General features: G+C 48.6%; 27 protein-coding genes. 21 read left to right on the top strand and 6 right to left on the bottom strand.

Going from position 1 to position 24,774, the window contains the following annotated elements:
• Window positions 1–36 precede the first annotated feature (36 nt).
• Window positions 37–579 carry a folate family ECF transporter S component gene (locus GX019_07590; GenBank protein HHT37027.1) on the bottom strand — a complete coding sequence of 181 codons (543 nt, stop codon included), beginning with the start codon at window positions 577–579 and terminating at the stop codon, window positions 37–39.
• A 265-nt stretch (window positions 580–844) separates the two neighbouring features.
• Here GX019_07590 and GX019_07585 point away from each other — a divergent pair, with 265 nt between their 5' ends.
• From GX019_07585 to GX019_07565, 5 genes are all read left to right on the top strand, one after another.
• On the top strand, window positions 845–1,225 hold the full coding sequence (locus GX019_07585) for a VOC family protein (protein HHT37026.1): 381 nt from the start codon (window positions 845–847) through the stop codon (window positions 1,223–1,225).
• 158 nt (window positions 1,226–1,383) lie between these two features.
• Window positions 1,384–2,130, top strand: a complete 747-nt coding sequence (locus tag GX019_07580; protein ID HHT37025.1) for a hypothetical protein — start codon at window positions 1,384–1,386, stop codon at window positions 2,128–2,130.
• Between the two features lie 233 nt (window positions 2,131–2,363).
• Entirely contained in the window at window positions 2,364–3,131 is a 768-nt protein-coding gene (locus GX019_07575) for a hypothetical protein (protein HHT37024.1), read from the top strand.
• 39 nt (window positions 3,132–3,170) lie between these two features.
• Window positions 3,171–3,896: a class II aldolase/adducin family protein gene (locus tag GX019_07570; protein ID HHT37023.1), complete on the top strand. Its 726-nt coding sequence runs from the start codon at window positions 3,171–3,173 to the stop codon at window positions 3,894–3,896.
• Window positions 3,897–3,922: 26 nt separating this feature from the next.
• A complete protein-coding gene (locus GX019_07565) occupies window positions 3,923–4,303 on the top strand; it encodes a hypothetical protein (GenBank protein HHT37022.1) in 381 nt (126 codons plus the stop codon).
• Between the two features lie 245 nt (window positions 4,304–4,548).
• Here GX019_07565 and GX019_07560 read toward each other — a convergent pair whose 3' ends face one another.
• From GX019_07560 to GX019_07550, 3 genes are read right to left on the bottom strand one after another with little or no spacing between them, the layout of a single operon-like run.
• A complete protein-coding gene (locus GX019_07560) occupies window positions 4,549–4,803 on the bottom strand; it encodes a hypothetical protein (GenBank protein ID HHT37021.1) in 255 nt (84 codons plus the stop codon).
• Window positions 4,769–5,137: a hypothetical protein gene (locus tag GX019_07555; GenBank protein HHT37020.1), complete on the bottom strand. Its 369-nt coding sequence runs from the start codon at window positions 5,135–5,137 to the stop codon at window positions 4,769–4,771. Before GX019_07555 ends, GX019_07560 begins: the two co-directional genes overlap by 35 nt.
• Entirely contained in the window at window positions 5,115–5,594 is a 480-nt protein-coding gene (locus tag GX019_07550; protein HHT37019.1) for an RNA polymerase sigma factor, read from the bottom strand. The genes GX019_07555 and GX019_07550 overlap by 23 nt, the downstream gene beginning before the upstream one ends.
• Window positions 5,595–5,805: 211 nt before the next feature.
• Here GX019_07550 and GX019_07545 point away from each other — a divergent pair, with 211 nt between their 5' ends.
• Window positions 5,806–7,092 carry a homocitrate synthase gene (locus tag GX019_07545; protein ID HHT37018.1) on the top strand — a complete coding sequence of 429 codons (1,287 nt, stop codon included), beginning with the start codon at window positions 5,806–5,808 and terminating at the stop codon, window positions 7,090–7,092.
• 46 nt (window positions 7,093–7,138) lie between these two features.
• On the opposite strand, the gene GX019_07540 is transcribed toward GX019_07545, so the two are convergent.
• Complete coding sequence (locus GX019_07540; protein HHT37017.1) at window positions 7,139–8,335, bottom strand: isocitrate/isopropylmalate dehydrogenase family protein; 1,197 nt, start codon at window positions 8,333–8,335, stop codon at window positions 7,139–7,141.
• 93 nt (window positions 8,336–8,428) lie between these two features.
• On the opposite strand from GX019_07540, the gene GX019_07535 reads away from it, so the two are divergent.
• The 6 genes from GX019_07535 to GX019_07510 all read left to right on the top strand — a co-directional run bounded on the left by GX019_07535 (window position 8,429) and on the right by GX019_07510 (window position 15,055).
• Window positions 8,429–9,589 (top strand): MFS transporter, encoded by a 1,161-nt coding sequence (locus GX019_07535; protein ID HHT37016.1) that lies wholly within the window; start codon window positions 8,429–8,431, stop codon window positions 9,587–9,589.
• Entirely contained in the window at window positions 9,582–11,564 is a 1,983-nt protein-coding gene (locus GX019_07530) for an FAD-binding protein (protein HHT37015.1), read from the top strand. The genes GX019_07535 and GX019_07530 overlap by 8 nt, the downstream gene beginning before the upstream one ends.
• Window positions 11,565–11,667: 103 nt before the next feature.
• Window positions 11,668–12,543, top strand: a complete 876-nt coding sequence (rapZ, locus tag GX019_07525; GenBank protein HHT37014.1) for an RNase adapter RapZ — start codon at window positions 11,668–11,670, stop codon at window positions 12,541–12,543.
• Between the two features lie 165 nt (window positions 12,544–12,708).
• A complete protein-coding gene (locus tag GX019_07520) occupies window positions 12,709–12,909 on the top strand; it encodes a cold-shock protein (protein ID HHT37013.1) in 201 nt (66 codons plus the stop codon).
• A 92-nt stretch (window positions 12,910–13,001) separates the two neighbouring features.
• The gene (locus GX019_07515; GenBank protein HHT37012.1) at window positions 13,002–14,585 is read left to right on the top strand and encodes a phosphoglycerate mutase (2,3-diphosphoglycerate-independent); all 1,584 of its coding nucleotides are present in this window, start codon (window positions 13,002–13,004) and stop codon (window positions 14,583–14,585) included.
• Between the two features lie 59 nt (window positions 14,586–14,644).
• On the top strand, window positions 14,645–15,055 hold the full coding sequence (locus GX019_07510; GenBank protein HHT37011.1) for a hypothetical protein: 411 nt from the start codon (window positions 14,645–14,647) through the stop codon (window positions 15,053–15,055).
• A 37-nt stretch (window positions 15,056–15,092) separates the two neighbouring features.
• Here GX019_07510 and GX019_07505 read toward each other — a convergent pair whose 3' ends face one another.
• The gene (locus tag GX019_07505; GenBank protein ID HHT37010.1) at window positions 15,093–16,283 is read right to left on the bottom strand and encodes an HD domain-containing protein; all 1,191 of its coding nucleotides are present in this window, start codon (window positions 16,281–16,283) and stop codon (window positions 15,093–15,095) included.
• Window positions 16,284–16,439: 156 nt separating this feature from the next.
• On the opposite strand from GX019_07505, the gene GX019_07500 reads away from it, so the two are divergent.
• The 9 genes from GX019_07500 (at window position 16,440) to purE (ending at window position 24,764) form a co-directional block, all read left to right on the top strand.
• Window positions 16,440–17,018, top strand: a complete 579-nt coding sequence (locus tag GX019_07500) for a chromate transporter (protein HHT37009.1) — start codon at window positions 16,440–16,442, stop codon at window positions 17,016–17,018.
• Window positions 17,015–17,566, top strand: coding sequence for a chromate transporter (locus tag GX019_07495; protein ID HHT37008.1), 552 nt, complete (start codon window positions 17,015–17,017; stop codon window positions 17,564–17,566). Before GX019_07500 ends, GX019_07495 begins: the two co-directional genes overlap by 4 nt.
• 90 nt (window positions 17,567–17,656) lie before the next feature.
• Complete coding sequence (locus GX019_07490) at window positions 17,657–18,283, top strand: TetR/AcrR family transcriptional regulator (protein ID HHT37007.1); 627 nt, start codon at window positions 17,657–17,659, stop codon at window positions 18,281–18,283.
• Window positions 18,280–19,767 (top strand): hypothetical protein, encoded by a 1,488-nt coding sequence (locus GX019_07485; GenBank protein ID HHT37006.1) that lies wholly within the window; start codon window positions 18,280–18,282, stop codon window positions 19,765–19,767. Before GX019_07490 ends, GX019_07485 begins: the two co-directional genes overlap by 4 nt.
• A 21-nt stretch (window positions 19,768–19,788) precedes the next feature.
• On the top strand, window positions 19,789–20,706 hold the full coding sequence (locus GX019_07480) for an ABC transporter permease (GenBank protein HHT37005.1): 918 nt from the start codon (window positions 19,789–19,791) through the stop codon (window positions 20,704–20,706).
• 10 nt (window positions 20,707–20,716) lie between these two features.
• On the top strand, window positions 20,717–21,514 hold the full coding sequence (locus tag GX019_07475; GenBank protein HHT37004.1) for an ABC transporter permease: 798 nt from the start codon (window positions 20,717–20,719) through the stop codon (window positions 21,512–21,514).
• 38 nt (window positions 21,515–21,552) lie between these two features.
• Window positions 21,553–22,791 carry a mechanosensitive ion channel family protein gene (locus GX019_07470; GenBank protein ID HHT37003.1) on the top strand — a complete coding sequence of 413 codons (1,239 nt, stop codon included), beginning with the start codon at window positions 21,553–21,555 and terminating at the stop codon, window positions 22,789–22,791.
• Window positions 22,754–23,959: a pyridoxal phosphate-dependent aminotransferase gene (locus GX019_07465; protein HHT37002.1), complete on the top strand. Its 1,206-nt coding sequence runs from the start codon at window positions 22,754–22,756 to the stop codon at window positions 23,957–23,959. The genes GX019_07470 and GX019_07465 overlap by 38 nt, the downstream gene beginning before the upstream one ends.
• Before the next feature lie 307 nt (window positions 23,960–24,266).
• Window positions 24,267–24,764, top strand: coding sequence for a 5-(carboxyamino)imidazole ribonucleotide mutase (gene purE / locus GX019_07460; protein HHT37001.1), 498 nt, complete (start codon window positions 24,267–24,269; stop codon window positions 24,762–24,764).
• Window positions 24,765–24,774: the final 10 nt, after the last annotated feature.

Here is a 24,774-nt window from a genome sequence, read left to right as displayed (position 1 = left end):
ATCCCCTCCGTTTATTTTGGGTATTTACTGACCTAATCAGGGTTTCCGCCCGTTAGTGACACCAGATGGCTCCAAGATCTTGAAATCTAGAATCACGGAGATCAGGTATGCGTAAAACGGGGCCTGGATCACTACAGAAAAGATCTTAGGGATCAGGGTAGCTGTAAATGGTACGCCAAATAGGTGGTTTAAAAAGTAGGGTACCAGGATCAGGCTTGTAACTGTTTCTCCCAATAGTATAGCCAGAAGCAGCTGCCAAAATCTGTTTTGGTTTTTAAAAACATAACGGGTTACAGCTCCCGGAATAAACCCGGTTAAAAAGGCTGACAGGGTAAAGTGGGGAGCGTATCCGCCCATTGGATTGATCATATAGCCGATGATGTCAGCTGCGGCACCGACTATTCCTCCGTGCCAGGGACCAAGCCCGATTCCGGCTAAAATGATTGGCAGACCGCCAAGTCCGATGCGGATGCCTTCCACACCGCCAATGCTGATCCTCATGCTTAAAATTCTGCTCAGCACAATGTTTAAGGCGATCAAAAAAGCCAGATAAACCAGAGTTCTTGTCTGCTTAAACATTACTAACCTCCTTTCTCTTTGATACCCTGTACCAAAGAGAAAAGAAGCTCTTTGGTGACAGCGGACGCGATGGCATATCGCAGCTGCACTGCAGCATTTCGTCTTAGGGCAACGTCCCATCCCTAAGCACTAAAACGCATGCCATCTACTCTACCACAGATTCTGATTGCATTGTACCAGAATAATGTTTAGGTGGCAAGCGAAAGGATTTAGCGGTTTAGTGTAAAATAAGATTATACGAGAATGATGGATAGGAGGCGATGTTATGTACAAGTTTTTACATACTCGGGTTCGTGTCAGCGATCTTGAAAGGTCCATTAAGTGGTACTGCGATAACTTAGGCTTTAGAGTAAAGAGCCGCAACGACCGTTCGCCAGCAGGCAATCAAATCGTTCATTTGGAGCTGCCCGGGAACGAGCACACCTTGGAATTTACTTATTCTCCTGATTACAAACTGGATGTTCCTGAAGATCTGCTTCACTTTGCGATTGGAGTTCCGGATCTAACTGCGTTCTGTGAGGAATTAGAGCAGAAAGGCCTGGAAATCTGGCCCGATAACTGGCGGGAAGCCTTTGCTAAGGGCAATAAGATGGCCTTCCTGACCGATCCGGATAACTATGAAGTTGAGCTTTTAGAGCGGAAGTAAGCTGATGGCTCGGTGGTTGGAGCTAAGACCACCGAGTTTTCTCATGGCAGGCTCTGCCAATTTGACTACTATAATAATAAATAATATAATTTATGAGAGACTGAAAATGGGAGATGGTCCTGATTAAACGAAGGCTTTTATGTTTACTGTTCAGCATATTGTTGGTATCCGGTTCTCTGGCGGTGGAGGCAGCTGAATCAATTATCAGCGCGCTGCCAGAAGAACAGCTGTACCAAATTGCAATTGTCACACCGCAGGGTGAGGAAGAATACGTTTATGACGTGCTGTTTCAGGTTGATAAGTCAAGCGGCCAAGTTTTGGTGACCACCACTGGATCCGGCTATACGATGGAATCGCGCTATGATCAAGATTTGAAGCTGCTTCAGAGTGAGATGCTGGTAGTTCAAGAGCGGGATGTGGCCAGAGTTGGCTTTGACCGCCGTTCATCCGTCTATGATCCGGAAGAGAATCGGATCTTTCTCGCCTTTTATCTGAACGATCGGCTCCAAGACACTCGGGAAATCTATCTTAAGGAAGAGGGAACCGAAATTGAGGTGCTGGGGATCTACCTTCAGTCCCTGCTCCTGCAGAACCGCACTGATTTCCACGGCAATCTGGTAGATTTAAACGGAACCGGGCGGTACATCCTTGACTCAAGTGTCCTTGCCGATAAGCAGGTTTCAGACTTAGCGCGGAAAAAAAACACAGCACCGCAAATTCAGGAGCTGCTTGCTGATCCGGATCAGGTTGAAGTGTTTTCGATCGGTTATGATGGTATCCTGCGCTGGTTTTTTCCGACCAGGTTTAATGTTGTTTTAGAGGCGGAAGCTCCCCATCGAATTTTAGCCTTTTGGGCTGGCAGTGGGGATCTGCTCCGGTATCATCTGTATCGGTATCAGGAATAGTGGTTGAAAAGCATTTTCGCTTGTGAAAATGCTTTTTCGCTGTCCAGGTAAAATCTTCCGGCTGCACTCAACTATAAACTGCAGAATTCGAAAGTAGTATTAAGGCAGCCGGTGTGCTCCCAGCCGGACTGCGGGGAAAGAACAGTTCTGCAGGAGATCGTCAAGCAGGAAAAGCTTGGAAAATGCAGAACAAATCAGGAAAAGGGAAAAAATGAACATTAGAGGTGGTCACTGTGACACGTAAAGGCCAAATCTGGCTTGCCTGCTGTCTGCTTATCTTAGGTTTGTTTGCTCAGCAGGCTGCAGCCGAAGATTCCCTTCATTTTCTGTTGGAAACCGATGCAGCTTACGAACTGAAATTTACCTATCCAAACCGGATGGACACTGTGCCGCCAATCCTTTCGATTTATACATACGACGAGCAGGGGCCGATTTTGAATCTATCCCGTCTGTATCAGGGATTGGTATATGATGACCTTACCGAAATGAACCTGATCTTTGAAGCGCCCAAAGGTTACCTGCGCGCAGAAGTGAAAATATCCGCCGACGAGGTTTTAGGTCCCACTGCACTAGATATTGAGCGGGTGGATCGTTTTGATCCGGAGCAGGAGAGTATGCTTGCCCATCTCATCGTGAATGAGATGGTCTACACCGGATTGGTTGTGGATGCCCGCGGCCTTGGCTTGGAGCGGGGGATGAGTCCGCGCATCTGGTCGGAATCGGGGGAACTGATCTACGGCGGTGTCGCCGCTGATTACGAGTTTGTCCAGCATGAAGGAGTAATCAGCTACGGCCAAGAGCTGTCTGATGATTTGATGGATCGGGTTTCTATTCCCGGAAAGTTGATTTACTCCGCGCCATTAGTTGTCCAAGCCCTTGGTGTGAAGGGTGAGCCCCAGACCGGAGTAGTTATCAGTCAGGAAGCTGCGGATCGCATTTTAGCTGCGATCAAAAACTATGATTTCTTTGCCCATTATGCGGTAGTGTTTTTAATCGACTAAGTTCTCCTTAGCCGATTAGATAGAAGGAGGTAAAATTAAATGCATGAGTTACAACAGCAGTACAAAGAACAAATTCAAGAGTTAGTGGATTCCTGTGTCCGCGTAGCGGAATTAGGATACGTCACTTCTCACGGCGGCAATCTGTCTTATCGGGTAGCCGAAAATGTAGTATTAATTACACCGACTAAGGTCGCAAAGCGTAAGGTTACATTTGATGATGTCTGCATCATTGATATGGAAGGCAACGTGCTGTACGCCAAAGAGGGACGCAAACCTACCGGTGAAACTCCATTCCACCTGCGCATTTTTTCCCAGCGTCCTGATGTAACCGGAATTGTCCACGCCCATCCACCGGTGATGACAGGTTTTGCAATTGCCAACACCGATCTGCTGGCAAAACCGACCCTGCCGGAGCCGATTATTGAAGTGGGTCCGATGCTCACGGTTCCTTATGAAGAGCCATTAACTGATGCCTTGGCTGAAGCGTTCGATGATAAACTGCCTTATGCCAATGCTTTCTTGATGAAAAACCACGGTGCTATCGTGGTCAGCTCCGAGGGAGTAGAAAGAGCCTTGGAGTTCTTTGAAATGATGGAAGCAGCTGCAGTGTCGCTGCTGGTTGCTGAACTGTTAGGTGGAGCAGAGGAACTTCCGAAAGAAGATGTGCAGAACTTGGAGCGGACCATGAAAACCCGCAATCTGCCGATGCCTGGTGCACCTGGAAAAGTTTCTGGTTTAATCGAGCTGTATTATAAAAATAGATAAGCGAAACTGAGAACGGAGGGAAGCTGATGGCACAGGATTATCAAGCTGGCTCAAAGGTTTGGTTTATACCGGACTGCTACTGGCCTGAAATTACAACCGGTGAGCATTATGTCAGTCATGAAGCAATCTGTGTACTCAATCCGAGCAAGCACGATGCGAAGATCACCATCACACTCTACTTTGAAGACTCAGAACCGATGCGCGGTTTTACGGCTGAATGCAAAGCGGAGCGCACTAACCATATCAGGCTGGATCAGATCAAGAATGATCAGGGTGAGGGAATACCCCAGGGTGTGCCCTATGCTGCAATGGTTGAAAGTGATCAGCCGATTATTGTGCAGTACAGCCGCTTAGATACTACCCAGGCAGAAATTGGGTTGATGACAACAATGGCTCATCCGCTGTAAAAAGCAAATCCCCCTTGTGACTTAGTTACAAGGGGGATTTTTTTGCTTGAAACTATGTGCCCTGCGATACCATTTTGTTAAGTCCTGAATCGCATTCTCGGGAATACCCTGCTGGCGCAGCTGCTTAGCAAATGTCCGGCATGCTTTTGACCTTTGATAAAACACTTTAGGGACAAGCACAGTACCGCGGCCAACAATTCGAACAGTATTTAGAGCGATTAAACCGATGGACTTCAACATCGTGACTAGTTAGTGAATTTGATATTATCCATCATCGTTCTGTAGGTGTTAAGGTAATCTTTGGTCATTGCCAGCGCGTCTTCAGGTTTGAACCCGGCTTCGATTAACTGCTGATAGAATGCGCCGACTGCTTTGCCCATGTTTTGCGCTGTTTCTTCCGAATACAGTCCTGACATCATCTCGGTAATGAATCGGGGTACTTTCTGCCCAATAACGTCCAGGATTTCAGCAATTTCTTTGGGGGAAGGTAAACCACTCATTATAAGCCACTCTCCTTTGGTAATTGATTAGAATTTGGCTGGCCAGCTTCGGTAAGCTGGCTGTAATGATCGGGGTGAGAACAGCATCCGCTGGGTTAGAGACAAGCGACAGAGTTTTCGCTGCTGAAGCCATTCGGTACGTCCGGACTTTGATAGTTCGGGGAGAAGCAGCTTTAAACCCTGATAGGGACTTAACCAGTTCCAGCTCAAGAAGCAGTATGTCCCGAAACTCAGCGTCATCTTGGATCAGTTTAAACACTTCCAGTTTTTCTTCAGGAGTTAATCTGCCCTGGACATACGCCAGTGCCAGATCAATATAGTATTCCTGCTTCATTGTTAACTCCTCCTCTTAACCAATCGCGCAGCTTAGCCCGGGCGGTGTACGCCCTGCTTTTGACTGTTCCAACTGGAATTCCAATGATCTCAGCAAGCTCCTGATAGGTCAGCTGCTCAACATACAGTCCATAAATAATAGTTGGGGATGTGGGGTCCAACTGACTGAGAGCTTCTTTTAGAGTCAAGTCGGTAGCGAGCTCTTTGGTAATCATGTGTTGGTCCAGTTCAACTTCCTCGTATTTCTGCCGCCGCAGCAGGTCGATCATTTTCCGGTGCGCAATTGTAAAAATCCAGGCTTTCACTGACTTGACCTCTGGGAATTGGTCTAGACTGCGGTAGACTGCGAGAAAGGTTTCCTGAATCACTTCTTCAATTAAGAAATCGTCTTTGAGTTTGAATTTAAGGAAGCTGTAGACCGAGTCCAGATATGCCTCGTATATTTCATCAAAGCTCATCATTCTCAACCCCTTCACCCTTATAGACGCAGAATATTGGGTTTTAGTTCATTTATTTCTGCAAAAATCTGCCAAAACCCGCTTTGACATTTACTGGCCTGCGTGCTATAATCTTGAATTAACATTATATGAATGCACTAGATTTGACGCACCCTCATCACAGCCAGCATGAGGGATTTTTTGTATCAGGTTGTTTTATTTCTCGGGAGGGATGGATGTGACTCAAAAGAACAAGAAAAAACCCAAGATTTATATTATTGATGTTACTAACCGGGATGGTGTGCAGACTGCTTTTATCGGTTTGTCCAAACTGCAGAAAACAATGCTCAATGTGTACCTGGCAGAAATGGGTATTTACCAGAGTGAAATCGGTTTTCCTGCGCTTCAGCATGAGTGGAATTATATTAATGCCAATTTAGAGCTGGCGAAAAAAGGCGTCATGAGAGATATGCGCTTGGAAGGCTGGGTGCGGGCCTGTGTTGAAGATGTGGAGCGGGCAGTGAAATATACGAATATCAAGATCTTAAACCTATCTATTTCTACTTCCCAGATTATGACCGATGGTAAGTTCGGCGGCCGCATCAGCCGCGAAGATGTGCTGAAAATGATGACCGAAGCAGTTGCGTGCGCCAAAGAGTTAGGAATTGAGTCCATTGGCGTCAATGCCGAAGATGCTTCCCGAACAGAAGCCTTGAACAAGGATGGGCGCTATGATGAGGACTATTTAATCCGCTTTGCCCAGGCGGCTAAAGAGCATGGGGCAGACCGCATTCGCTACTGTGATACCCTCGGCTATGACCACACTGTTTCGATTTATGACAGTGTCAAGCGAATTGCCGAAGCTGTGCAGATTCCCATCGAACTTCACTGCCACAATGACTTGGGTTATGCCGTAGCCAACTCAGTTGAAGGAGCAATGGGTGCCCTCGATGCCGGAGTGGACGCGTATATCAACACCACTGTCAATGGAATGGGGGAGCGGGCAGGAAATGCGGATCTGGTATCCGTGATTTTGGCGCTGACGAAATCCCGCGGCATGCAGGGTAAGGATGTTCTCGATGACAAAATCGATTTGACCAAGGCGTGGAAAATCTGCAACTACGCTGCGCAGGCATTTGGACAGCCCATCCCCATCAACCAAGTTGGGGTAGGTTCCAATGCCTTCGCCCATGAGTCGGGAATCCACGCTGACGGCATGCTGAAAAATCGCCAGAACTATGAACTCTATTCCCCTGATGAGCTGGGCATCGGCTCGCTGGAGATTAAACGCCTCGGCCGGATCATTACCACCGGCGAGTACGGCGGCATCAAAGGCTTAAAGCATGTTTACAGCCAGCTCGGCGTAGAATTAGAAAATGAGCGTGACATCCTCCGCTTAGTCCAGTACGCGGCTCTTCATAACCAAAAGCCGCTTACCAATGATGAGCTGGTCTTTATTGCGAAGTATCCGGAAGAAGTGGAGCAGATTTTAACCGTGGATCCACGGCGTGTTGACTAGATAGAAAAAAGGATCTCGCTTAGGTGAGATCCTTTTTGATTCCGGTTTATGAAAGATATTTTTGATAGATGTCAGCCAGCTGCGGGTTTTCCAGAGTGGCGAGGATGTAATCTGTATACTCCTCATTAGTTGCCCCATCGCTGCGGCCGGTGAGATAAACTTTGCGTTCAAACTGGCTGCAGATATCGAGAGCCATCTGCAGCTGCTCCGCTTTCTCCCCATAACCGATGTGCTCCAGCATCATTACAGCTGCTTTAATCAAACTGCTGGGATCAGCATACTGAGCTCTGCCTTCCTTAACCATCCGCGGTGCCGACCCGTGAATAGCTTCAAACATGGCGTACTTTGTACCAATGTTGGCACTGCCGGCAGTTCCCACTCCGCCTTGAATCTGGGCTGCTTCGTCAGTGAGAATATCGCCGTATAGGTTCGGCATTACCATCACTTCGAAGTCTGAGCGGCGGCTCGGATCAATTAGTTTAGCTGTCATAATATCAATGTACCAGTCATCGCAGCTGATCTCCGGATACTCTGCGGCAATCTTTTTGGCTGCGCTGAGGAACTTTCCATCGGTTGTTTTGACAACATTAGCTTTAGTTACGACGGTCACACGCTTTTTGCCGTTTTTGCGGGCATATTCAAAAGCAGCGCGGATAATCCGCTCAGAGCCTTGAGTAGTTGTTACTTTGAAATCTACGGCTAGATCAGGTGTTACATTAAACCCTTGGCTGCCGAGGACATATTCCCCTTCGGTATTTTCCCGGAAAAACATCCAGTCAATGCCCAGCTCCGGCACCCGCACCGGACGGATGTTGGCAAATAGGTCAAACTCGCGCCGCATGCTTACGTTAGCGCTTTCAATATTAGGCATATCGGCGCTCTGATCAGGCGTAGTGGTAGGGCCTTTCAACACCACATGGCACTGGCGCAGCTCTTCCAAAACATCAGCGGGAATTGAGGCCATTTGGGCAATCCGGTTTTCGATGGTCAAGCCTTCAATGGTTCGCAGCTCAACTTTGCCGGCGCTGATATCGTCAGCCAGTACATGCTCCAAAACCTTCTGGGTCTGGGCTGCGATGTATGGACCGATGCCATCGCCGCCGACCACGCCGATGATAATCTTTGGCAGTTGTTGGTAATCGGTGAAGCTCTGCTCCTGCTTCATCTTTTCAACTCTGGCAAGCTGCTGGGTGAGAATCTGCTCAAAATGGGCTTTGGCAGCTTCAATTTGCTCTCTGTACATGCTATCCCTCCTAACCAATTTCCATTTTATTCTGTAGCAGGCTTAATAAATCCTCTTTCTATGGTATAATGGTTTCTGTCAGGGGGGAGTGGCATGGCTAAATTATTCGTTTTAATAACAGTTATCTATTGGTTTTCACTTTATGTTTACATGCCGATCTTAACACCGTATGTAGAGGGCCTGGGGGCATCCTTGAGCATGGTCGGACTCGTTGTTGGCTCATACGGGTTTACCCAGATGCTGATCCGCATCCCGCTGGGCATCTACTCGGATCGGATCGGCAAGCGCAAGATCTTTGTAATTGCTGGAGTGGCCTGCGCAGCGCTGAGCTGTATCGGGCTTGGTTTCGCTTCTGCGCCGTGGTTAGCCTTAATTTTCCGGGGCGCAGCTGGTGTTGCTGCTGCCGCCTGGGTTGTTTTTACGGTCTTATATTCCAGTTATTTTCCGCCGGAGGAGACCGGGCGTGCCATGTCGGCGATCATGTTTGCTACCTCCTTGGGTCAGCTGTTAGGCACAACTTTAGGAGGTTTTGTGGCTGATGCCCTGGGGTATAAAGCTCCATTTGTGATTGGCGGAGTTGTAGGGCTGATCGGATTGATTCTCAGCACAAAATTAACTGAAACTGGGTTTAGGAAAGAACCGATTCAGCTGAAAACCCTGCTTCAGGTGGGAAAAGACCCGGAGTTGTGGAAAGTGAGCCTGCTTGCTGTACTGGCGCAGGCAATTAACTTCGTCACGATTTATGGATTTAACCAGTCTTATGCCGTGAGTATTGGTGCTGGAGATCGGCAGCTGACCTACCTGATGATGTTTTCTGCTTTAGCAATTGCAGTCGGCTCTCAGCGCAGCGGAGCTGCAGCAGCAAAGATTGGTGAGCGGCAGCTGATTCTGCTCTCATTTATTCTGATGGGTTTCGGCTCGATTGCAGTTCCCTTTACTGATAAAATATGGATTCTCTACATAACCCAAGCCTTAAACGGAATTGGGCGTGGTTTGATTTTCCCGGTATTGATGAGCCAGAGCATTCGCGCTGTTGCTCCTGAGAAGCGGAGCACCGCCATGGGCTTTTTCCAGGCAATTTATGGGATTGGGATGACCCTCGGTCCTGTCATTGCCGGCTGGTTCAGCGATCTGTGGGGCATGTCTGCAGGTTACCTGACAGCGGGAGCCTTTGGACTGCTGGGATGCATTGCGGTGATTCAGTGGTCCCTTCCTGGTCTGTCGGTTAAAATAACTAGCAAAGGAGATGAGTAAGGTGAATCTAGATCAACTGCGTGTGATTTCCTGCAATACCGTGGTAGTCGGCAGTGGAGCAGCTGCTTTTAACGCCGCTGACCGGCTGGTTCACTATGGACAGGAGGATGTTGTGATTGTTACTGAAGGAATTAATATGGGAACATCTCGCAACACCGGTTCCGATAAGCAGACTTACTATAAACTGACTTTATCCGGAAAAGAACCTGATTCTATTTATGATATGGCCAAGACTCTGTTTGAAGGAGGCGCCATGGATGGGGATATTGCTCTAGTAGAAGCAGCCCTGTCACCCCAGGCTTTTTACCATCTGGTTGATATCGGTGTGCCTTTTCCCCATAACCGGATGGGCGAGTATGTGGGCTATAAAACTGACCATGATCCTCGTCAGCGAGCGACCTCAGCAGGACCATTAACCTCGAAATACATGACGGAAAAACTGGAAGAGCAGGTGCGGAAAAAAGGTATTCCAATTTATGACCGCCATCAAGTGGTGGGCATTCTCACCGATTCGAAGGGAGAAAAAGCCATTGGTGTAATCGCTCTAGCCCTCGATGCCGATCCCAGCAAGACACAGCCTTATGTCTTGTTTAACGCTGTTAATATTGTGTATGCTACCGGTGGTCCGGCAGGCATGTATGCCACTTCCGTATATCCGCCGAGCCAGACCGGTTCAAGCGGAATAGCTTTTGAAGCGGGAGTGATGGGCAAAAATCTGACCGAAAGCCAGTATGGAATTGCTTCGGTTAAATTTAGATGGAATCTGTCTGGTACATATCAGCAGGTGCTGCCCCGCTATGTGTCCACCGAGTCTGACGGCAGCAATCCTAGGGAGTTTCTCCACGACTACTTCCCGAATCCGGGCAAGATGCTGGATGCTATTTTCTTAAAAGGGTACCAGTGGCCGTTTGACCCGCGCAAAGTAGCAAACTACGGTTCATCCTTAATCGATATCCTGGTTTACTACGAAACTGTGATCAAAGGCCGCCGCGTCTTCCTTGATTTTCTCTCTAACCCCAGCTGGGGTTCCAAAGATGGAGAGCTGGATTTCTCCCTCCTGGGTGAGGAAGCGTATACTTACTTGAAGAATTCAGGGGCCTTGTTCGGCCGGCCGATTGATCGCCTAGCCCATATGAATCAGCCAGCCATTGACCTCTACATGAATAATGGCATTGATTTAACCAAAGAAATGCTGGAAATCGCGGTCTGCGCTCAGCACAACAATGGCGGACTGGATGGCAATGTCTGGTGGGAAAGCAATCTTAAGCATTTCTTTCCGGTAGGAGAAGTAAACGGCACCCATGGCGTGTACCGTCCTGGCGGCAGCGCACTCAACTCTGGGCAGGTAGGCAGCACCCGCGCCGCTCAGTTTATCGCTGCCCGCTACAAAGATCAGCCCATGAATGAAGCGGAATTTCTCAAAGAGGCTGAAGCACAAATTAGGGCTAAGCTTGAGCTCGGCCAGGCATTCTTGCAGAATCTTGGCTCAGAAAGCAATGTGGTTCAGATCCGCCGCCAGATTCAAGAGCGGATGACCAAAGCTGGTGCCCACATTCGCTCCTTAACAGCAGCAGAGCAGGCAGCGGCAGAAGCTTTAACTCAGCTGCAGAATTTAGTGGAGCAAACCAAAATTGGCTCGCCCACAGAACTGAGACTCTGTTTCCAGAACTATGATCTGTTAATCAGTCAGTATGTGTATCTGTGCGCCATAAAAGATTACATTGAGCGGGGAGGACGCAGCCGCGGTTCCTATCTGGTTTATGACTTCGAAGGGGAGCTGCCCCTGAAACAGCTGCCCGAGCAGTTCCGGTTTACCTTAACTGATGATCTGGAATTTGACCGCCAGATCCAGCGCGTGCTCTATCAAAACGGCAGCTGTACTTTCCGCTGGGATCCGGTCAAGCCGATTCCCGAGGATGACAATTGGTTTGAAAATGTGTGGAATCAATACCTAGATGATGAAATCATCAGGTAGTATTACAGCCCTTACCAAATTAGGTAAGGGTTTTTTTGTTTAAAAAAAGGATGCGATGCTGTAAACTAGAATTACACTATGAACCTGGAAAGGGGTGAAAGCCATGACCATCAGTGAAAAAATCAAAATAGTTATTGTAACTGGCTTGTCAGGCGCAGGTAAGACCCAGGCAATGAAAGCGTTGGAAGACTTGGATTTTTTCTGCATTGACAACCTGCCTCCATCCCTTCTGCCTCAATTGATTGCGATTCATCAAAGTACAGAAGAAACCCGGCCGGTGGCTGTGGCGATGGACGTGCGGGGTAAAGGACATTTTGCTCAGCTGACCAGCGTGATTACGTGGCTGGAGGAAAGTCTAGTATCCTATAAAGTAGTATTTCTTGAGTGTGAAAACGATATCTTGGTCCGCCGCTTCAGTGAAACCAGAAGGCGGCATCCCCTGGCGGATCAGGGCAGCATCTATGACAGCATCGCTCATGAGCGAAAACTGTTGGCTGATGTTCGCCAGTTGGCTCACTTGATCATAGATACCTCGGCGATTAAGCCTGCTGAGCTGAAGGCGCTTCTCAACAGCGCGCTGTTAGGGAGCGATGGAACCGATGTTTTGATGCAGATTGATTTACTGTCATTTGGATTTAAATATGGTGTGCCTAATGACGCCGATATCATTTTTGACGTCAGATTCCTGCCTAATCCGTTCTACATCGATGAGTTGAAGCAGCTTACTGGAGAAGATCCGGAAGTTGCTGACTATGTTCTCGATTGGCCGCAAACCCAGGCTTTCATCGATAAATTCTATGATTTGATCGTTGAACTGCTCCCGGCGTACAGCAAGGAAGGAAAAGCCCGCTTAACGATTGGAATTGGCTGCACTGGAGGACAGCACCGTTCGGTGGCTATCAGCCGTGAGTTGGGGCGCAGACTTACCCTGGATGGCTTCCATAATCAAGTTAGACATCGCGATCTGCCGGAAAAATAAATTTTTTCCAAGATTGCACTTGTATTTCTGATTAATCTGTGGTATGCTGAGTTTACGTTAAAAAGCAGTGAAGTTTGCACGTGGAGTATGGCCTCTTAGGCTTGGAACGATGATCAAAACTTCCACTTTTTAATGAAGTATTTTTTAAGGAGGCCATATAGATTTATGGTACAAGGAACAGTTAAATGGTTTAACGCAGAAAAAGGTTACGGTTTTATCGAGCAAGACAACGGAGACGACGTATTCGTACACTTCACTGCTATTCAAGGTGACGGATTCCGCACTTTAGAAGAAGGTCAAAAAGTAGAATTCGAAATCGTTCAGGGCAACCGCGGACCTCAAGCCGCTAATGTTGTTCGCCTCTAGTCAATAGAGATTAACCCCAGTCGCTGACTGGGGTTTTTTCATATCTATTTTTAGGCAGGCATAAAGGTAGATATGAATTGTGAGGTGATCACATGTTGGATTCACTTTTTGATCTGATCCGGAAACACTATGATCAGGGAATCAGCGATTATTCTCTGCCGCCTTTAGTTAAGCGCAGCCATGACGGCAGAGTGGTTGGGCGAGTGGGTGATGGCGATGTTTTGGTCTTTGCCTGCCGCCGCGGTGAGCGGGAAATTCAGCTGACCGAAGCTTTTGTGGATCCGAATTTCCCCCATTTTGAAAGAACATATCTGCCGAATTTAGCCTTTTTCCCGATGGTGGAATATCACAGTAAATTTGCTGCTTACCCGCCGCTGTTTTCTACCACCAGGCCGGAGAAAACGCTCGGGGAAGTGCTGGCTCAACATAGTTTAAAACAGCTGCGGATTGCTGAGTCCGAGAAATTTCCCCATGTAACTTATTTCTTTAATGGGCGCAGGGAAGCATCATTTCCCGGAGAAGAGCGGATCAAAATTATGAGCACTGCGCTTGAACGAATGAAGTTTGTCGAGCACAGCACAGACGAGGTTGGCAAAATGCTGATCAGCAGGATGAATGCTGCTGACTTTGATTTTGCCCTTGTCAACTTTGCGGCTGGCGATCTTTACGGTCATCTTCCTGCTTTTCAGCTCCATGTTCGCTGCGCGGAAGCAGTTGATCGAGTTTTGGGACAGATTGCAGCGCATGGGGAGCAGCTCAGCTATTGTCTGCTGATCACCGCTGACCATGGGCTTTTAGAGCAGGCGTATAACTCCGATGGATCAGCCAGCGTGGGGCACACCCGGGCGATGGTGCCGTTTATCCTGGTTGATCCCACTGTCCCTGGAACACTGTCCCTTGCACCGGATGGTACACTTGCGGATGTGGCTCCAACAGTGCTGCAGATTATGGGTTTAAGGCAGCCTGAGCAGATGACAGGAAAACCATTGGTTCAGCCCTATGTGAGCTCCGCCCGCGGGGTGATTCTCATCATTCTGGATGGATGGGGTATCGGAACAGAAGATGCGAAGATTAATCCCATCTGTGCTGCGCGCACACCGCATCTAAATCGACTGTTGGCTCAGTATCCCCACACTGCTCTGCACGCTTCAGGCGCCCAGGTCGGCCTGGCACCGCACTCAAGCGGTAACTCCGAAACAGGGCATCTAACGTTAGGAGCGGGGAGAGTGGTTGTTCAGGATGAAGTCCGCATTCCTCAAAACCTGAATGCTCAACAGCTGATGAAAAACCGCAGGTTCTACCAGACAATCAAACAGCTGGGATCGCATCAAGCGGTGCACCTGCTTTTTCTCCTCTCCCCGGGAAGCTCCCACGGCAGCACCGATGAAGCGGTAAAGCTCTTGGCGGTATTAAAAGAATGGGAAGTTGAGCGGGTTTATCTCCACGCTATTACCGATGGCCGCAGCGCCCACCCCTTTGGTGCCGTTAAATACCTGACAAAACTACAGGAGATCCTTGATCAAGCGGAAATCGGGGAGGTGGTAACAATCTGCGGACGGGAGTTTATGTTGGATCGCAGTGGTTGGTATTTGCAGCGGACCAAAGCCGCTTATGAAGCCCTAGTTGATGGAAAAGGGCTCTACTGGAGCAGGAAAACAGAACAACAGTTCGAATAATATCAAAGGGGAGCATTATTAACTGCAGCAGCTGTACATAAACCAGAAAGGGTGGTTAGATGCGCAGATTGCTGATTTTTGGTGCTGCTCTAGCTTTGGGATTGGTGAGCGCTGGTGCGGGGGCGGAAACTGCTGTGGTGAAGGTAGAATATGAGCTAAAGGCCTCTGTAGAGATTGATCCTGCCGCCGCACTGCTGGAGCTTCCCGCTGCTGCAGTGGTAGAAAATGCCCTAGAGTTCGAGGTTAAAAGCAATGTGCCTTGGGAGATGGAGCTTGTTTATGCTGCAGAGATACCTATTCGCTTATACTATCGCCTCAGCGGAACCAAGTTCTGGCAGAAGTGGGAAAATCCTGTGGTAATTGCCGGTGATCCCGGTATCACTTGCATCTCCTGTGATCTGTATGCGCTTGGAAGCAGCGCTGGGAGGGGAGAGGTGATCAAGGTAAGATTTAATAAAAATAAGCTCTGAGTTCCTCGAGCTTGGAACACAGAGCAGTAGTTTCGGATTACTCAATGGTGAGTTTTTGCGTCATTATTTCAATTGCTAAATGAGTCAAGTCTTCATCAATTTTGCCATCGCGGACCAGCGACATCAGGATCCGGTTGATAGTCTCCTGCGGCAGTTTTTTGCGGTAAGGCCGATTTTCCTGTAGTGCTTGGGAGATATCGGCAACCGCCATGATCCGCGCTCCGGTATCCAGCTGAGTGTGATTGAGCCCGAATGGATATCCGCTTCCATCAAGCTTTTCGTGGTGGAAAGCAGCCCAGTTGCGGATCTGCCGGGCTTCCGGTCCCAAGCTGTCCAAGAGATGGTAGGTGTGGTAAGTGTGCTGCTGCATATAGAGCATTTGCTCATGGGTAAGCTGATCCGGATAGTCGAGGATTTCATCGGGAATAGCCAGTTTTCCTAAATCATGGAGCAGGGCTGCGATCTTTAAGAGCCGGAGTTCATCATCACTGAAACCTGCTTTAGCGCCGATAGCCAACGCCATTTCGCACACTCCACGGGAGTGGGTAAACGTAAATGGACTTTTATCGTCGATTATTTCTGCGTAAATGAAAGCGATGCTTTCTAATTCATCGAAGGTTAAAAAGGTGACCTGATCGCTGGTAAATTCAGCGATTACTTTTTTATAGCGATCGGTGGCAAGATCGAGCCAGAAGCTGGGTTTTGAGGTTAGGTGCCGCAAAACGTCCACCAGCTCAGGATCAAAGATCCGGCCGCTGTATCTTTCAATTCGCCTTAAAATATCGTAATGCTGCCAGAGAATATACTTGTTCTTATCAATGACAATTTCAGTTCGGTCGCTCAGGTGAATAATGGGACTGTAGATATCTGGCTGCTCAGTCCAAGCGCTGTGGTGTTCATAGACAATAGGAGCGTATTCCGCGAGTAATCTGCTGCGCTTTAGTAGTTCAGCTCCCCGCTGGCAGTGGGCAACAATACTTTTGCCATCAACATTCAAGTCAGCCAGCTTCAGCTTTTCGCGGCTGCTGGAAATCCCGATATCATGAAGCAGCGCTCCCATGACAAGTTTCTGCAAATCTTTTTCCGGCATACCGATAGCTTGTCCAATATTGAGAGTGATGTAGGCTACCCGCTGGCTGTGATCTGCAACTGCCAGTTCGGTTAATTCAGCTGCTGATGTGATGCTGATCAGGAGCGAGTAAAGATTTACTTTAAAAACCATGCTCACGTTCGTAAATCCTCCCTATTACCTTGAAACTAGATCTGTGCTTAGTATATCATGAATTGGGAAACCGTGGAAAGACCTAAATCCAAGGGGAGGATTTGGCCTGCTAGACGCGAAGTATGTTTAGCTGTGGCACTAAATGTTTTACGAGGTGATGATGTGAATTGGAAATTATTCAGAGAACTATTTACGTCCTGGTTTAAGATCGGGCTCTTCACTTTCGGCGGTGGATATGCGATGCTGCCCCTGATTGAAAAAGAAGTGATCGATCGCAGACAGTGGTCCACCCAGGAAGAAATTTTAGACATTTTTGCATTGTCTCAGTCGCTGCCGGGTGCGATAGCGATAAATTCAGCTATTTTTTTGGGGTATCGTTTAGGCGGAGTCAGCGGCGCGGTTGTGTCAGCAGTTGGTGTTGTGCTTCCATCGCTGCTGGTCATTTTGGCAATCGCTGTTTCCTTTGCTAAACTGAAGGGCAGCGAGAGTGTGATGGCGGCATTTGCCGGCATCCGGGCAGCTGTTGCAGGGTTGGTGGCCGCAGCTGCGGTTAGAATTGCCCGCTCGAGCGTTCGCAATTTAACGGCAGTTGGATTCGCGGCTGTTTCCCTAGGAATTAGTTTGTTTACTGAAATTCACGCAGCCTGGGTAATCTTGGTTGGAGCACTGGCAGGGATTGTTATTTTTTACTTTCTGCCGCGGAAGAAAGGTGCATTAGAAGCGGGGGAGGATAAATCGTGATCTATTTGGAGCTGTTGTGGAGATTTTTTCGAATCGGGTTTTTCACTGTCGGCGGCGGATATGCGATGCTGCCCTTGATGCAGCAGGAAATCGAATTGAATCAGTGGATTACTCAGCAGGAATTTATTGATATTATTGCCATTGCGGAAATGACTCCCGGGCCGATTTCCATTAACGCAGCGACTTTTATTGGCTACCGAGTTGCGGGAGTTTTCGGTTCCATTGTTACCACTACCGCAATTATCCTGCCATCGCTGCTGATTATTCTGGCTTTATCGCAGGTTTTAGAGAAGCATCGGGAGCATCCCCTTACCCGCAGTATTTTCGCGGGAATCAGACCGGTAGTCGCAGGTTTGATTTTGTCCGCAGCCTGGTTTATAGCGGCCACCGTGATTTTCCCCCAAGGAATTGAAGAGCTAACCTTGGCGTCGTTTGACTATGCTAGTGTAATCATAGCGCTGATCGTGTTTGTTCTGATCACTAAGTACAAAGTTGATCCGATCAAGATTATTATCGGAGCTGGTATTCTTGGTTTAGTTATATTTTAGTTAAAAGATGATGAAGCCGGTTGCTTTTATTTGGCAGCCGGCGTATACTATTTTTGTAAGGTGACCGGGTGGTCACATAGTCAGGAGGTGTTGAAGCTGCCGACTGATACTTTTCTAAACCTGCCGAAAGCAAAGCAGGAGGCGATTATCGCCGCAGCTGTTGATGAGTTTGCCGCATCACCATACGATTCGGCGTCTTTGAGTAAAATTGTGGCGAAAGCCGGAATTGCCAAGGGCAGCATGTACCAATACTTTGAGAACAAGCGGGAGCTGTATCTTTACATACTTAATCTCGCTTATGAGCAGAAAAGACTGTTTCTCAAGGACGTATTTACTGATGCTGATGATTTCTTCGCCACGCTGAAGCGGTACTACCGCCGCTCATTTCTCTTTGCCCAAGAGTATCCTCTTTACCATAAGATTATCAACCACTATTGGGATTACTGCGCAGAGTTTGAGGAGGAAGTGAGGGCGAGCCGTGAGCTGAGGGCTAACGATTTTCTCAGTATGATGAAGCAGGCAATTGATCAGGGTCAGGTCGACCCGAACATTGATCAGGAAGCCGCGTTTTTTGTTTATCACTCTGTCGGCAAGGAGCTGATCGATAATTTTTTGGCACTGTCCGAAGCGGATAAAACAGAGCATTTAAACTTCATTGATTCAGTCCTGGATGTTTTGGCTTTAGGTTTGCAGAAAAGAAAGGAGCAGCCGCGATGAAATTAGCTAGATTGATTGCAGCAGGATTGCTGCTGTTTGTTGTTATAGGTGTTAGTGTACCGGCGTTTGCTGCCGATGAAGTACTAAATATTGCGGTGCCGACGGATCCGGACAATTTTGATCCGACTCGTTCCGTTGCCGCTGCTACCGCAGAAATTGCTTTTAATATTTACGAGGGACTGGTCAAAAGCACTCCGGACGGGCAGATTACCGGAGCTTTGGCCAGCGAGTGGGAAATTGACTCTACTCAAACGGTCTATACCTTTTATTTAAGAGAGGCTTATTTCCACAATGGCCAGAAAGTGACTGCTGCCGATGTGGTTAACGCCCTTAACCGGGCTCGGGATCCGGAAATCAGTCAGAGAGCCAGTAATTACACGGCTATCAGCGCGGTTTACGCTGATGGCGAGGATCGTGTGATTGTTGAACTGTCAGAGCCATACTCGCCGCTGATCTATGAACTTACCGAGCTCGCTGCCGCTGTTTATCCTAAGGATGCAGAAGGCCTGGATAATAAGCCAATCGGCACTGGCCCGTATCAGTTAGTGGAATGGCGGCCGAATCAGTACATCAAGCTGTCTCGCTTTGATCAGCACTGGTCAGGCCAAACTCCATACTTCAGCGAAGTGTATTTTCGGGTTATTCCCGATTATAACAGCGCTGTAGCGAGCCTGCGAACCGGTAATGTGGATCTGATCCCCCGTCTTGAAGCGGCTTTCCTCCACCTAGTAGATGGCATTCCGGGGATTAAGGTTCACGCTGACCCGATGAATCTGGTACAGCTGCTGGCGGTCAATAATGATCATCCCGTGTTGGGTGATGTGCGGGTGCGACAGGCGATTGCCATGGCCATCAATCGTGACGAAATTGTGATTGGCGCAGCTTGGGGTCAGGCAGAGCCGATTTACACCGGCCTCAGTCCGGCAATGCCCGCATTTTACAACTTTGATTCAAATAAGATTCTGCCCTATGATCCTGATCGGGCGGTGGCCCTGCTTAAGGACGCGGGTTACAGCAAGCTGCAGTTAACGATGACGCTGCCGTCGGCGTATCCGCTCCATGTGCAGACCGGAGAGATTATTGCCGATCAGCTCCGCAGGGTGGGTATCGATGTTAAAATCGAGATTATTGAGTGGGGCACCTGGCTGGAGCAGGTGTACACCCAGCGGGACTATGAGCTCTCGATTGTGGGCTTAACCGGGAAGCTGGATCCCCACAGTATCTTAAATCGCTATGTAAGCGGCAACTCCAGAAACTTCACCAACTTTAACAGCCCTGAGTTTGATCAGCTGATTAACCAGGGCGTCAGCGCAGCGGCAGAAACACGCAGTGAGATTTACCAGCAAGCTCAAGCGATTATGACTGAGCAGGTTGCCGGAGTGTTTATTATGGATCCGCATCAGCTTAATGTCATGGATGCAGATATTAAAGGATGGCACAGCTATCCGGTTTATGTGGTAGATCTGGCAGCGCTGTACAGATAAAGACTACAGGGAGGACTTTAAGTGAAGTATGTGATGCAGAAATTAATCAGTTTAGTAATTACTCTAGTGCTGATCAGTGTGATCACTTTCTTCACCGTCAATGTCCTCCCCAGCGATCCGGCGGTGCTGATTCTCGGCACTGAAGGCGATCCGGCCCGGCTCGAATCTCTAAGAGAGGAGCTGGGCCTTAATCAGCCGGTGGCAGTGCGCTACATAAATTGGTTAAAAGGTGTCTTTACCGGAGATCTGGGCAAGTCGATCCGCTACAGCGTTGATATTGCCGGTTTAATTAGGGATGCGCTCCCAATCTCCATAACTCTGGCACTGCTGGCGGTAAGTATTTCGCTGGTAATCAGCATTCCATTAGGAATTGGCTGTGCGGTGCGGCAGGGAACGGTGTTAGAAATCATCAGCTTGATCTTAACTCAGCTGGGCATGGCTCTGCCCGCTTTCTGGCTGGGAATTATGCTGATCAACATCTTTGCTGTAAGGCTGAACTGGCTGCCGCCGGCTGGCTACACGTCGATCAGCAGTCTTGTTCTGCCGGCGTTGGCCTTGGCAATTCCCCGGGCAGCGATCTTGACGCGGGTGGTGCGAACCAGCATGATTAACGCTATGCGCCAGGACTATATCCGCACTGCCCATGGAAAAGGTCTATCTCAGCGAGTCGTTCTCTACAAACACGCGTTAAAAAACGCGGCTATCAGCATCTTCTCCGTTGCGGGAGTGCATTTGACCCAGCTTCTAGGGGGAACGCTGGTGATTGAGCAGGTTTTCGGCCTTCCCGGACTTGGTCAGCTGCTGCTTAATGCGGCGCTGCAGCGAGACCTGCCCTTAGTTCAGGGTTTGGTTTTAGTCTCCGCGGCTCTGATTCTCATCGTTAACTTCAGTTTTGACCTGCTGCTTTTGGTTTTGGATCCCCGCCTGCGGTTTGACTAGGAGGATATCTATGCGGAAAGTCAATCTACCATTGGTCATCGGTAGTTTTTTTATTGTGATCGTACTTATTCCAACTATTATCAGTTTCTTTTATACTCCCTATGATCCGACTGAAATTAAGATTATCAATCGCTTTCAGCCGCCCTCACGAGCTAACTGGCTGGGAGCTGATCAGTTCGGCAGGGATGTCCTAAGCCGAGTGATGACTGGGGGGCAGACATCCTTGGTTATCGGGTTGCTTTCGGTGGGACTCGGGATGGTGATCGGTGTGATTTTGGGAGCGGCTGCTGGGTTTTATGGCCGCTGGTTTGATGAGCTGATGATGCGGTTAGCGGAAGTGTTTTATGCTTTCCCCAGCATTCTCTTGGCTCTGCTTGCAGTAGCAGTTTTTGGTCCGGGAGAGAATACGGTTTTAGCGGCAATTGCCGTTGCCAATATTCCTGTATTTATGAAAATCACCAGGGCTGCCTTTTTGCAGCAGAGCAAATTCGAGTATGTCCAGGCGGCTCGCGCTGTAGGCGCATCTGATTTTCGGATTATGTTTCGGCACATTCTGCCCAACTGCTCGCGGCTGATTCTAGTGCAGGCTACCGCCAGTTTTGCTGGAGCTCTGCTTTCAGAAGCATCATTAAGTTACTTAGGGGTCGGCGTGCAGCCGCCGCTTCCCAGCTGGGGCCGGATGCTGAAGGAGGCTCAGTCCTTCGGCTCATTAGCGCCGTGGACTGTCGTATTTCCAGGTTTAGCAATCGCTCTGATCGTGCTGGGGTTAAACCTCTTAGCAGATGGCTTAAAAACAAAGGGAAATTGATAATCGAGGTTGAATTGTGTGAACGGGAGGGGATTTGCATGGCTTTTCTGGATCAATATCCGCTGCTTAAGGACCTGCTGCTGATCTGTCTTACGCTGATTGTCAGCACAATCCTGTATCGATTCACCAAACGCTATATGATGCGCTTCGTTAAGTTCCTGTCAAAGCAGACACCTTTTAATTGGGATGATCGCTTGTTTGAGCATGGAGTATTTGATGATCTGCCGCTTTTGGTACCGGCGGTGATTCTGTATCAGGGTATTACCTACATCCCGGCGATTACTGAAGTGGGTCAGCGGTTTATTACGATTTGGGTTATCTTTATTTTAGTCAAGTTTGTTGACAAGCTGTTATCCGGTGCACTTATTATCTATAATTCGTATGAAATATCCCGCCGCCGACCGATTACTACTTATGTTCAGGTTTTCAAGCTCTTTATTTTCCTGGCAGCCGGTGTTTTAGCCATCAGTATTTTAATCGGCCAGTCACCGTGGATTTTTCTATCTGGTCTTGGGGCAATCACTGCAGTATTGATGCTGATTTTCCAGGATACCATCCTTGGTTTTGTTGCCAGTTTAAGGATTAACAGCAATGATCTGCTGAGGATCGGGGATTGGCTTGATGCTCCCGACTTTGACGCCGATGGATTTGTAATCGAAATTGGTCTGCACCATGTTAAAGTCCAGAACTGGGATAAAACCATCACGACAATTCCCACCCATAAGCTTGTTGCCAGCTCGTTCGTTAACTGGCGGGGCATGTATGAATCGGGCGGGCGCCGCATTAAGCGTTCAATCTTAATCGACCAGACCAGCGTCAGGTTTTTAACGGATGAGATGATCGAGAAGTTTAAGAAGATTCAGGTGCTGCGGGATTATATTGAGCAGAAGCAGCAAGAGATCGCTGAGTACAATAAAGAGCACAATATTGATGACAGTGTGGTGGTAAACGGCCGCCGCATGACTAATTTAGGTACATTTCGCGCTTATGTGTCAGCATATCTGCGCAATCATCCCGGAATCCATCAGGAATTGACGTTCTTGGTGCGGCAGCTGCAGCCCACAAGAGACGGCATCCCTCTCGAAATCTACGTGTTTACGAATAACACGGCCTGGGCAGTTTATGAAGGTATTCAGGCTGACGTTTTTGATCATGTGCTGGCAGTGCTTCCGGAGTTTGGCCTAAGAGTAGCTCAAGATCCTACCGGATATGATCTGCAGCAGCTGATGACCAGATTCGATGAGAGTAAAGGAGCTGAAGTCCACCTTGAACAGTGATTTCTCAACTTTAATCGAGCGGCGCGGTACAAACTGCGAAAAATGGGACGGTTTAGCTCAAGTTTACGGCAGGGATGATCTGCTGCCCCTCTGGGTTGCCGACATGGATCTGCCTTCTCCGCCTGAAGTTACGGCAGCAGTGAGGGAGCGAGCTGAACATCCGGTTTACGGCTATACATTTAGGCCAGATCAATACTACCAAGCGTTTATTGATTGGCTCAATAACCGCCACAGCTGGAAGATTGAGCGGGAATGGGTCTGCGACACACCAGGAGTGGTTCCGGCTTTGGCTCTGTGTGTCACCACATTTACAGACCCAGGCGATCAGGTTCTAATTCAAACCCCGGTGTATCGGCCGTTTTTTCAGGTGGTAACCAGAAATGGTCGGAACCTTATTGAAAGCTCGCTGGTTGAAGAAGATGGTTATTACCGTATGGATTATGAGGATTTAGAGGAGAAGTTTGCGCGAGGTGTGAAGCTGATGATCCTGTGCAGTCCCCATAATCCTGTTGGCCGAGTGTGGACTGAGCCTGAATTGACCAGGCTGGGGGATCTCTGTCGGGAATACGGTGTAACCCTTGTCAGCGATGAGATTTGGGGCGATTTGGTGCTGCCTCCTCATCGGTTTGTTTCCATGGCTGCTCTGCCCGCATACGCTGAGCAGACGGTGGCACTTTTGGCACCGAGCAAAACTTTTAACATTGCCGGACTGCACAATGCCGCCGCGGTTATCCCCAATCCTCAGCTGAAGCGAGAATTTGATCAAGCCCTCAAACGGTGTTTTTTAACCTCAGGAAATATCTTTGCTCTGACCGCGTTTACTGCAGCTTATCAGTATGGCGGTCCGTGGCTGGATGAGGTGTTGGAATTGCTGCAGTCTAACTTTGATTTGGCAGTTGCAGCTCTCAACGGATTTCACGGGATCAGGGTCAGGCAGCCGGAAGGCACTTACCTGTTATGGTTGGATTTCCGCAGTTTAAACATAGAACACCACAAGATTTTGCAGACACTGGTTGATCACGGCCGGATTGCTCTTTCAAGCGGACTCAGTTTCGGGAAAGAGGGAAGCGGCTTTTTCCGGATGAACATCGGCTGTCCCCAGTCGGTTGTGTTAAATGCTGTTAAGCGCATTCAAAGTTCGGTAGAAAATCTGGTGACCTATCGCTGAGCGCGGAAAACCCGAACGCTTGGAACAAAAACTGCTCCGAACGAACAAGTTTATGCGAACGATATTTCAAGTGAACAGATAAACGACCGGAAAAATATTGACTGCCCCTTTCAACTCTGCTATACTAAAGCCAGCTGAATATGGACTTTTATTAGCAGAGATAGAAAGAGGATCTAGGGCGCAAGTGATGTCCAAGCGATCCTGATATGCCGGTGCCGGCATATTACACCGAAGGGATAAAAGCCCAGGCGGGTAGGTTTCTCAAAAGCCTACCCCCTGGGCATAATTTTTTAAAGGAGGGTTCAGCTTGAGTGAAGTATTGGTCAGTGTAATTATGGGAAGTACTTCCGATTGGGAAGTTATGCGTTTATGCTGTGAAGTTCTGCAGGCATTGGATATTCCGTTTGAAAAAACGGCTTTGTCAGCGCACCGCACTCCGGACCAGGTGGCAGATTTTGCCAAAACAGCCCAGGAGCGGGGAGTGGAGGTTATTATTGCGGCAGCAGGCGGCGCGGCTCATCTGCCAGGAGTGATCGCTGCCCACACGCTGGTCCCAGTAATTGGAGTGCCGATGCAGACTGCAGCTTTCGGCGGCTTAGATTCGCTCTTGTCAATTGTGCAGATGCCGCGGGAAGTTCCGGTTGCGACTGTGGCTGTAGGTAAAGCAGGGGCTGTCAACGCAGCCATCCTGGCAGCCCAGATACTGGGTTTGAAGTATCCGGAGTTCCGTCAAAAGTTGGCTGCCCGCCGATTGGATGTGAGAACGAAAGTGCTGGAAGCAGCGGATCTTGAAGGACTTAATTGAGGAGGTTATC

Source organism: Bacillota bacterium, assembly GCA_012837335.1.
GTDB lineage: Bacteria > Bacillota > Limnochordia > Darwinibacteriales > DTU012 > DTU012.
Note: the sequence above shows the minus strand (reverse complement) of the source record. Positions and strands in the feature narration are given on the sequence as shown.